Origin of the sequence: Parasphingorhabdus sp. (genome assembly GCF_036963705.1) — a bacterium.
GTDB lineage: Bacteria > Pseudomonadota > Alphaproteobacteria > Sphingomonadales > Sphingomonadaceae > Parasphingorhabdus.
Window position 1 is genome coordinate 1 of record NZ_JBALUT010000097.1, and the last position, 7,392, is coordinate 7,392.

The 7,392-nt window shown below is 56.2% G+C and carries 8 protein-coding genes and 1 pseudogene; 5 read left to right on the forward strand and 4 right to left on the reverse strand.

Translation table 11 applies throughout. The annotated features are described in order from the left end of the window. The 3 genes and pseudogenes from V7680_RS14330 to V7680_RS14340 all read left to right on the forward strand — a co-directional run. Positions 1–202: pseudogene (locus V7680_RS14330) on the forward strand (ParA family protein); the annotation flags it as partial. A gap of 17 nt (positions 203–219) precedes the next feature. Further along, entirely contained in the window at positions 220–885 is a 666-nt protein-coding gene (locus tag V7680_RS14335; RefSeq protein WP_335653946.1) for a hypothetical protein, read from the forward strand. A gap of 59 nt (positions 886–944) precedes the next feature. After that, on the forward strand, positions 945–2,387 hold the full coding sequence (locus tag V7680_RS14340; protein WP_335653947.1) for an SPOR domain-containing protein: 1,443 nt from the start codon (positions 945–947) through the stop codon (positions 2,385–2,387). 38 nt (positions 2,388–2,425) lie between these two features. On the opposite strand, the gene V7680_RS14345 is transcribed toward V7680_RS14340, so the two are convergent. Genes V7680_RS14345 through V7680_RS14360 form a run of 4 tightly spaced genes read right to left on the reverse strand, consistent with a single transcriptional unit; the run spans position 2,426 to position 6,243 of the window. Further along, entirely contained in the window at positions 2,426–3,646 is a 1,221-nt protein-coding gene (locus V7680_RS14345) for a dihydroorotase (RefSeq protein WP_335653948.1), read from the reverse strand. Continuing rightward, the gene (locus V7680_RS14350) at positions 3,643–4,635 is read right to left on the reverse strand and encodes an aspartate carbamoyltransferase catalytic subunit (protein WP_335653949.1); all 993 of its coding nucleotides are present in this window, start codon (positions 4,633–4,635) and stop codon (positions 3,643–3,645) included. The genes V7680_RS14345 and V7680_RS14350 overlap by 4 nt, the downstream gene beginning before the upstream one ends. Before the next feature lie 22 nt (positions 4,636–4,657). Beyond that, positions 4,658–5,134 (reverse strand): Holliday junction resolvase RuvX, encoded by a 477-nt coding sequence (gene ruvX / locus V7680_RS14355; protein WP_442955057.1) that lies wholly within the window; start codon positions 5,132–5,134, stop codon positions 4,658–4,660. Beyond that, positions 5,119–6,243, reverse strand: coding sequence for a DUF3089 domain-containing protein (locus tag V7680_RS14360; protein WP_335653950.1), 1,125 nt, complete (start codon positions 6,241–6,243; stop codon positions 5,119–5,121). The genes ruvX and V7680_RS14360 overlap by 16 nt, the downstream gene beginning before the upstream one ends. 128 nt (positions 6,244–6,371) lie before the next feature. Here V7680_RS14360 and gatC point away from each other — a divergent pair, with 128 nt between their 5' ends. Both gatC and V7680_RS14370 read left to right on the forward strand, forming a co-directional pair. After that, positions 6,372–6,659, forward strand: a complete 288-nt coding sequence (gatC, locus tag V7680_RS14365; RefSeq protein ID WP_335653951.1) for an Asp-tRNA(Asn)/Glu-tRNA(Gln) amidotransferase subunit GatC — start codon at positions 6,372–6,374, stop codon at positions 6,657–6,659. Continuing rightward, on the forward strand, positions 6,659–7,392 hold a 734-nt coding region (locus tag V7680_RS14370; RefSeq protein WP_335653952.1), incomplete at its 3' end, for an amidase. The genes gatC and V7680_RS14370, both read left to right, overlap by 1 nt.

Sequence of the window (7,392 nt, forward strand, 5' to 3'; positions counted from 1 at the left end):
GATCGATGGTCGTACGGTAATGGAGGTCGATCCAAAAGGACGATCCGCGCAGGAAGTCATCCATCTGTGGGACTATATTTCTGATCGTCTCGAGAAGAATTTCCGTCGGACAATTTTCAGCGCTCCCGCGATGGCCCAAAATGTCAATCCCGGCGCGCAACGACCAGGCGGCAATTTTGGTCGCAGAGTGGTTGGGTCGTGATGGCAGAGGCTGAGAAAATGAGCGAACCAAAACCCCAAGCATCTCTTTCGTCCACGTTGCTGGCGCGAAAAGGCGGAGCGAAACCGGCGATGCGTCGCCAGGGCCTGTCGAGTTTTCCAGACAATTCATCCGATCACAATAGTGATGTGCATGAGGATCTGGGCTGGAATGACATGGGATATGATGTTGACCCCGATCACGAGGCGCATCCGATCGAGCATATTCACCATAATCCTTTGGCGGGAGCGATTCCGAATCCTGGTTCCGTCGTAAGACATCAGCAGGAAGAAATTGCAGCCAAATTGGGGAATAAGCCCGTCCAGGAAGTTGAAGCACCAACGGCGAAAAAGGTTGAACCAGAACCAGTTGCTGCTCCGGTTCCACTGTCGATTTCCCGTGAAGTTCAGCCATTGGCAGAAGGTTCCGCAGTATTGGCGGCCGCCAGAAGTTTAAAGCGTCAACCGAAGAAATCCCGTCCGGCGACAAAGTCCCGGACCCGGAATGCAAAGACGGCGTTCACGCTCCGCATGGACCCTGAACGGCATTTGAAATTGCGGTTGGCGACAGCGGTGAAAAACATCTCGGCGCAGCAATTGGTAACCAAAGCTGTGGACGAATATTTGAGGTCTATCCCCGAGTTGGAAGGACTGGCCGAACGGATCCCGTCTCGAGGGGCTGCTTAAACCAGCCTTGATGTGGGTCTTGAACGAAAACGACTGACTTTTATTGCGAGGGCATAGAAATGAAACGCGATCTGATTTTGAAAATGGCTGCTTCGTCCATGGTGTTTGCCACCGTGTTGACCGGCTGCGGCCCCTTTGGCGGCGGCTCGGTCGCATCCATGTCGAGCAAACCGGCAACGGTCAAAGATGGCGCCAAATATGCCAAGAAAGCAGAAAAAGCGCTGGCCAAGGGCGAAATCGAAAAAGCGATTGCCTATGCCGAACGTTCGGTCGCCGGAGTCGGTACCAATGCTGAAACACGCGCTCTTCTCGGGCAGGCTTATTTGTCCGCTGGTCGCTTGGCTTCCGCGGAACGCAGCTTCCTCGATGCCATGGAACTCGGAAAATCCGATGCCCGCACGATTCTCAGCCTGAGCCTCGCTCAACTGGGTCAGGGCAAAGTGGACAAGGCTAAGGCGCTCGTCGTCAACAACCGCCAATATATTCCAGCCGAAGATTACGGTCTCGCTCTGGCGCTGACCGGTGATAGCAAAACAGCTGTCGAGGTTCTTGAGCAGGCCATTCGCGAGTCCAATGTCACCGGGCGCACTCGGCAGAATCTCGGCCTCGCTTATGCACTGGACGGTCGCTGGCAGGAAGCCAAATTGATGGCACTGCAGGACGTGACCCCGGCAAAGGTCAACGAGCGCGTGATGCAATGGGCCCAAATGGCGCGGCCCGGCGCTTATGAAACACGCGTTGCAACGGTTCTGAATGTGACTCCGGTCGCGAATGACCCGGGTCAACCCGTTCGACTGGCTCTGCAACAGACACAGGCACCAGTAGGTGTAGCTGCGTCGTCCGAGCAGGATTATGAACGCGAAGTTGCGAGCTTTGATCGCAATAGCCCGCTTCCGGCCATCGGACCGGCTCCCAGAGCCGATGATGATGTCGATTTCATGGCCAAGGAAAATAATGTCAAAGTGGCGAGTGTCGCCATCCCTGCTAGCCTGGCGGTAGCAAAATCACCGGCCAAAACGCCGCTGATCAAGGCCGATAGTAAACCGGCTCGGGTTGCGGCGACAAAATTCGTTATAGAGAGCGACAAACCGGCTGCGTCGAAAGCAGCCGCTTTCCAGACCGTTCCAGAGGTAAAGCCGGTTCTGCAAAAGACGGCTTTCCAGTCGGTCGCGAAACCTGCCGTTTCTAATGCGGGGACCCATTTGGTCCAATTGGGTGCCTTTTCGTCAGCCGAAGGCGCCAAACGCGCCTGGGGGATATTGTCCGCTCAGAATAGCGATCTCAAGTCTTTCGAATATGCCAGCTCACGGATCAACGTGAAGGGTAAGACGCTTTATCGTCTGGCGGCGATCGGATTTGGCAATGCTCAAACCGCCGATGCTATGTGTAATGGTATCAAGGCCAAAGGCGGCAATTGCATCGTTCGCAATGCGCCAGGCGTCAGCAAAGGCGCGCCAACCCGTATGGCCAGCAAGGCACCGAAGAAACTGGCATCACGCTAGTCCTTCAACGAAATTGAAAATGCAATAAGGGCGGCGAGCTAATAAGCTCTACCGCCCTTATATATTGCGGTGACCCGACCCTGCACGGGTAAGCCGCCAAATGGCGTATTGTCCGCAGCGGCTGCCATCTTGCGGGTGTTGACCTGCCACGGACTATCTTCGTCGATCATGATGAAATCGGCTTCATAGCCCGCTTGTAACAAGCCTGCTTCTACCCCCAGAATCTTTGCCGGATTGGCGGATAAAAGTTCAAACAGTCTGCCGATTGAAATCGTGCCGTCGCGAACCAGTGTCAGCGAGAGTGCCAGCAGGGTTTCCGCACCGGCCATTCCCGGAGCGGCTTCCGCATAAGGCAGCCTTTTGGCCTCTGCTCCGTGGGGATCATGACCGGAGGCGATGACGTCGATTGTGCCATCTTTCACCGCAGCAATGCAGGCAAGACGATCATCATCGCTTCGCAATGGCGGAGACAGCCGCGTGAAAGTGCGGAAATCATGGATCGCAATGTCGGACAGAAGAAGATGGGCAGGGGTGATGCCACAGGTTACCGGCAGCTTTTCGGATTTTGCAGCCCGGATCAGGTTGAGGCCGGCTTCGGTGGTTACCTGACGAAAATGGACATGAGCGCCGGTTTCGCGGACCAGAGCAATATCCCTCGCTATGGAAACGGCCTCTGCGGCAGCAGTGGCACTTGCCAGGCCTAGCCGGGTTGCGGTTTCGCCGTTGGTTGCGACAGCGTCAGCGGTCAGTCCGGCATCCTCGCTGTGGACGATCAACGGCAGGTCCAGCGAACGGCAATATTGCAGCAGCTTGAGCATGAGACCGCTGTCCGAGATCCATTGCCGGCCAGTGGCAACAGCCTTTGCGCCCGACCGTTTCATCAGGCCGATTTCCGCAAGCTGTTTGCCCGCAAGCCCTTTGGTCGCCGCGGCAATCGGATGCGACCAGAAATCCGGTTTGCCATCGACGGCATTATGTTTGATCATCGCCGGCAGATCGAGAACCGGGGATTGGTCGGGCATCAATGCGGCGCGAGTAATTCCACCGAAATGGGAAGCCGGCTTGTCGATGGCAAACACGCCAAGATCGACGATTCCCGGGGCCAATATTCTGCCTTTGCAATCAATCTGCTCATCTGTTGCGCCGGTGGTTCCCTGTCCGACCGAGGCAATTCGGTCGCCGTCGACAATCAGGCAACCCTCTTTCGGCTGTTCCTCGTTCGGCAAGATCAAACGCGCGTTGGTGAAAATCTGTTTCATGACCAGCCCTCCACGCCGCGGGATTTGCGGGTCAGGATATCGAGACAGGCCATCCGCACAGCAACCCCCATCTCGACCTGTTCGGTTATCGCGGAATGGCCCAGATCATCAGCAACATCGCTGTCAATCTCGACGCCGCGGTTCATCGGTCCGGGGTGCATCACCAGCGCGTCCTTGTTGGCGAGCATCAGTCGTTCCCGGGTCAGCCCGTAAAGATAATGATATTCGCGCGGACTGGGAATGAAATCACCATTCATGCGCTCGTTCTGGAGCCGCAGCATCATCACGACATCGCTGCCTTCGAGAGCTTCGTCAAAATTGCTGAAGACCTCGACATTGAACCGGTCAAGCGCGGCCGGGAGCAGGGAAGGAGGGCCGCAGACCCTCACTTTTGCGCCCAATGTCGTCAGACAATAGATATTGGACCGCGCCACCCGGCTGTGCATCACATCGCCACAAATGGTAACCGTCAGTCCGCTGATCTCGCCCTTGCGCCTCTGGATGGTAAGGGCATCGAGCAAAGCCTGTGTCGGATGTTCGTGGCTGCCATCGCCTGCGTTGAGCACCGGACAATCGACCTTGTCGGCGATCAGCTGTACCGCGCCGGAACTGCCGTGGCGGATGACGATTGCGTCGGCCTTCATCGCGTTGAGAGTAACCGCCGTATCAATCAGCGTTTCACCTTTTTTGATACTCGACTGCGCCGCGTGCATATTGACGACATCCGCGCCCATCCGTTTTCCGGCAATTTCAAAGGACAGCAGGGTTCTGGTGCTATTTTCGAAAAAGGCATTGATGACGGTCAGGCCATCCAGTCGATTCGCATGTTTGCTCGATTTTTTGTTGAGATCGACCCATTGCTTGGCCTCCTCGAGCAGAAATAATATCTCCCAGGGATGGAGCCCGGCGATACCCAATAGATGACGATGAGGGAAAGCATCCGATCCGGCTGGAAAGGAATGCGACGATGCGGTTTTTATCGATGTCATTAAAGCGGGTTCTATAGAGTCATCATGACAGCGCGGCAAGCCTGTCGATGGCTCCTTGCAAAATATAGGCTGCGGCCATCTTGTCGACCACCTTCGCCCGTTTTTTCCGGCTGACATCCGATGCGATGAGATCACGGGTGACCGCCTGCGTGCTCCATCGCTCGTCCCACAATAATATCGGCAGGCCGAGCGGTTTTAGATTTTGCGCAAAGGACCGTGCTGCCTGGGTTTGCTGGCTCTGGCTGCCATCGAGATTGAGCGGCAGGCCGGCGACAAGTCCGACTATATTTTGTTCGGCAATCACCGCTTTGATGCGGTCGAGATCCTTGGAGAATTTCCGGCGCTCGATCGTCTCTGCGGCCGTAGCGAAGGTCCAGTTTGAATCGCACAAAGCCATGCCGACCGTTTTTGTGCCGATATCGAGACCGAGCAGGCGGCCGCAATCCGGTAGCGCCAAACTGAATGCCGCGACATCATCCGAGATTAGCGAGCCAGAAATGCTGTCATCCTCCGGCGCGCATCGGCGCGTATATTGGCCCAGAACAGGCTGTAATCGTAGACGTGGTAATTATTGCCGGGCAGAGCATAGGGGCCGATTTCCGGGGGATCGCCGATCAGAAGAAAACCCCGGTTATCACATTTTGCCGGGACCGAGCCAGCAACCAGCGATGCATCGCTTAGATCATCATTGGGAACCAATGTTCCAAGATTGGCGGTTGCAGGAGCAGATGAATTGATATCGCCATTGATCGGGTTGGTGCACAGCAGTGCGCTATCCTTGCGGGGCTCGCCATTGAAGCCGATTGTCGTGTCATATACTTTGACAATCCGCTTGTAATCAGCGGGCTCCGCAAAGCTCTGCCAGCTCAATATACAGCGCGTCTGGTCGGGACCTTCGCAGATATCGAGACCCATTTCCGGTATATCGGTATCCGCCGACACCGGCCAGCCCACAACATAGGCGGCGACAATGCGATTGGCGAGCGGCGTTCCGGCGACCCGGTCCTTGAGCAAATTGGTCAGATGCAGGCTCCCCTGGCTGTGCCCCGCCAATATGATCGGCTGATCACTAGGGATTTCCGCAACAAAATAGTCGAACGCCGCCAACACGTCCTGATAGGCTGCATCCAGTGCTTGCTGGCCTTCGGGCTTTGTGGTGAGAAACGCGCCCAGAGTCGCCTGTCGATAGCGCGGCGCCCAGACTTCCCCGATTGCGTTGAAGGCACTTGCCTGACCGCGCAGAAAAATCCTCGCACGGGCTTGCGATTCCTTGTCGTTCAGCGGAGCATTCCAGCGGTCTTTCGTCAGAAAGGACGTAGGGTGAATGAAAAAGACCGCGGCTTTATTGCTATCCGGGAACACTTCGTCCGTGTCCTCATAGCCTGTTGGCAACCACAGGGCAGGGTTGCCCTTCACCAGTTCGGGACGCGCCAGCCACATACCGGTGTCGGCATAGACATTGTTTTCAAGCACTTCTTGCGCGGTAAACTCGGTGTCCGGCACGAAGGCCACTTCCATAAGCTCTTCGCCATAGACCTGAAAAACAAACGCGCCGGCCAGCACCAATATGACCATGCCTGCGACAAAATAGAGAAATTTACGGGCCAAAATATACTCCAACCAATATGATGCCGCCTCAATCCGCTTGAAGCCGCTTCGCGCCAGTGCTAGCGGCGCTCGGTACACAATATATATCCGCATTACCCGAAAAAAGATGAACTGAAAAAGAATGAGTCATGTCAATCGATAAGGAAACCGTCAAAAAGATCGCCAGCCTCTCGAGGATCGCGATTACCGAAGCCGAAGCAGATGCCTTCGTGCCCGAACTCAACCAGATATTGGGTTGGGTCGAGCAACTGGGCGAAGTGGATTGTTCAAAGGTAGAGCCGATGACGGCGGTGATCCCGAACAAATTGCGGCTGCGCGAGGATGTCGTCACTGATGGCAAAATCAGCGACAAGATATTGGCCAACGCGCCAATTGCCGAACATGGCTTTTTTGCAGTTCCCAAGGTGATTGAATAATGACCGCAATATTTGAATTGGGTATCGCAGATATCCGCAGCGGGATCGTCGGCGGCGAATTCACTGCAAAGGAAGTCGCAGAGACTTTCATCGCCCGGGTCAGTGCAGCCAAGCCATTGAATGCATTTCTGGTGGAAACGCCGGAACATGCTCTGGCGGCGGCAGAAGCAACCGACAAGGCCAAGGCGGCCGGTGAAACCCTCGGCAAGATGGCCGGTGTTCCGATCGGCATGAAAGACCTGTTCTGCACCGAAGGTGTAGCGACCACGGCGGCCAGCCTAATATTGGAAGGCTTTGTTCCACAATATGAATCGACCGTTTCGGCCAATCTGTTCAAGGCCGGCGCCGGCATGCTCGGCAAGCTCAACATGGACCAGTTCGCCATGGGCTCGTCCAACGAGACCAGCGCGTTCGGCAACGTCATCTCGCCATGGCGGCGCAATGACGGCGGCAACAGCGATCTGACCCCGGGCGGCTCTTCCGGCGGAAGCGCGACGGTGGTTTCCGGACGCATCGCTCCGGCGGCAACCGGCACCGATACCGGCGGATCGATTCGCCAGCCAGCCGCTTTCACCGGCATTACCGGTTTCAAGCCGACTTATGGCCGCTGCTCGCGCTGGGGCACGATTGCCTTTGCCAGTTCGCTCGATCAGGCAGGCCCGATGGCCCATGATGTCCGCGATTGCGCGATCATGCTCGGATCGATGGCCGGTTTTGACGCCAAGGATTCGAC

What these genes read in the sequence shown, in the direction of transcription:
- V7680_RS14335 (WP_335653946.1), top strand. Translation starts at nt 220, where the DNA reads ATGAGCGAACCAAAACCCCAAGCATCTCTTTCGTCCACGTTGCTGGCG.
- V7680_RS14340 (WP_335653947.1), top strand. Translation starts at nt 945, where the DNA reads ATGAAACGCGATCTGATTTTGAAAATGGCTGCTTCGTCCATGGTGTTT.
- V7680_RS14345 (WP_335653948.1), bottom strand. Translation starts at nt 3,646, where the DNA reads ATGAAACAGATTTTCACCAACGCGCGTTTGATCTTGCCGAACGAGGAA.
- V7680_RS14350 (WP_335653949.1), bottom strand. Translation starts at nt 4,635, where the DNA reads ATGACATCGATAAAAACCGCATCGTCGCATTCCTTTCCAGCCGGATCG.
- gatC (WP_335653951.1), top strand. Translation starts at nt 6,372, where the DNA reads ATGTCAATCGATAAGGAAACCGTCAAAAAGATCGCCAGCCTCTCGAGG.